The organism is Micromonospora arborensis (assembly GCF_003205615.1).
GTDB lineage: Bacteria > Actinomycetota > Actinomycetes > Mycobacteriales > Micromonosporaceae > Micromonospora > Micromonospora arborensis.
Genome location: NZ_PYBV01000069.1, coordinates 3,653 through 4,738, shown reverse-complemented (window position 1 = coordinate 4,738; position 1,086 = coordinate 3,653). Strand labels below are relative to the sequence as shown.

2 protein-coding genes and 1 pseudogene are annotated in these 1,086 nt (G+C 70.3%); 2 read left to right on the top strand and 1 reads right to left on the bottom strand.

The genetic code is table 11. The features are described 5' to 3' along the window. Window positions 1-350: pseudogene (locus C7C45_RS32610) on the top strand (geranylgeranyl reductase family protein); the annotation flags it as partial. Window positions 351-405: 55 nt separating this feature from the next. Next, complete coding sequence (locus C7C45_RS32605; RefSeq protein WP_110568728.1) at window positions 406-606, top strand: hypothetical protein; 201 nt, start codon at window positions 406-408, stop codon at window positions 604-606. A gap of 53 nt (window positions 607-659) precedes the next feature. Here the strand turns inward: C7C45_RS32605 and C7C45_RS35370 are convergent. Then, a partial coding sequence (locus C7C45_RS35370) for a 5'-nucleotidase C-terminal domain-containing protein (RefSeq protein ID WP_244200693.1) occupies window positions 660-1,086 on the bottom strand: 427 nt, incomplete at its 5' end.

The following is a 1,086-nucleotide window of genomic DNA, read 5'->3' as shown; positions in this document are numbered from 1 at the left end:
TGCTGGAGCCGTGGAGCCGGGAGGGCATCAGCTTCGCGTTGCGCTCCGGTGAGCTGGCCGGTGCGGCGGTCGCGGGCGGGGATCTGACCGGGTACGAGCGGGCGGTCGCCGAGCGCCTGGTGCCGGAGATGCGGGCGGGGTTCCGGCTGCTCGACGTGTTCACCCGCCGCCCGGACGTGTTCCACGCCCTGTTGGCGACCCCGCCGGGCTGGCGGATGTTCGTGCAGTTCTGTCAGGGGCGGGCGAGCTTCGACGAGATGCTGCGACGCCGGCCGATCCGGGCTGCGCTGGCGGTGCTCGACCGGCTACCCGGTCCGCGCCGGCCCACCGTCATTCACCCAGGATCCTAGGACGCCTTACGCGGTGTGACGTGGCACTGGCGCTGACCGCTCCAGCCGCTGAACAATGACGGGGGAGCAGCAGGAGGTGCTGATGGCCGAGCAGCCGTTTACCGACGACGAGTACGCGTTCCTGCGCCAGATCCGCTTCGGAGAGCTACCGCCCGCCGTGCGTCCGGAGGACCGCGTCGCCCTGACCGAGACCGACCCTGGACGGGACCGGCCGGAGGAGTCCGAGGACCCGGTCCGCTGGAACGTGCAGGGCTGAGAACGCGCGACGGGCCGCGGGTGTCACACCCACGGCCCGTCGACGGTCGGCGATCAGAAGACCGGCACGCCCTCGCGTACCAGCCGCCAGTTGGGCTGGAAGAAGTCGTCCGGGTTGATCGTCCCCTTGGCCTGCGCCCAGTCGATGAGCGGCTGACGGATCTCCTGCTGTGCGTTGTAGACCTGCGTCTTCACGACGCCGGGGAAGTTGCCGCCGCCGCTGCGCCGGTAGTTGTTCACCGCCATCACGAACTGTGCGTTGTCGGCTACCGGCGTGTCGGTGCCGGGCAGCACCAACCGCGTGATCCGCTGGCCCACCGGCTTGGCGATGTCGATGTCGTACTCCAGGCCGGAGATCACGTCGTAGTTGTAGTCCGGCACCGCCGGTGAGTCGCTGATCTGCTCCGGGTCGACCGGGGCGCCCGGGGCGAGGGTCCGGAAGTACTTCGCCGAGTACTCCAGGTACGCGCGCACCTCGGCG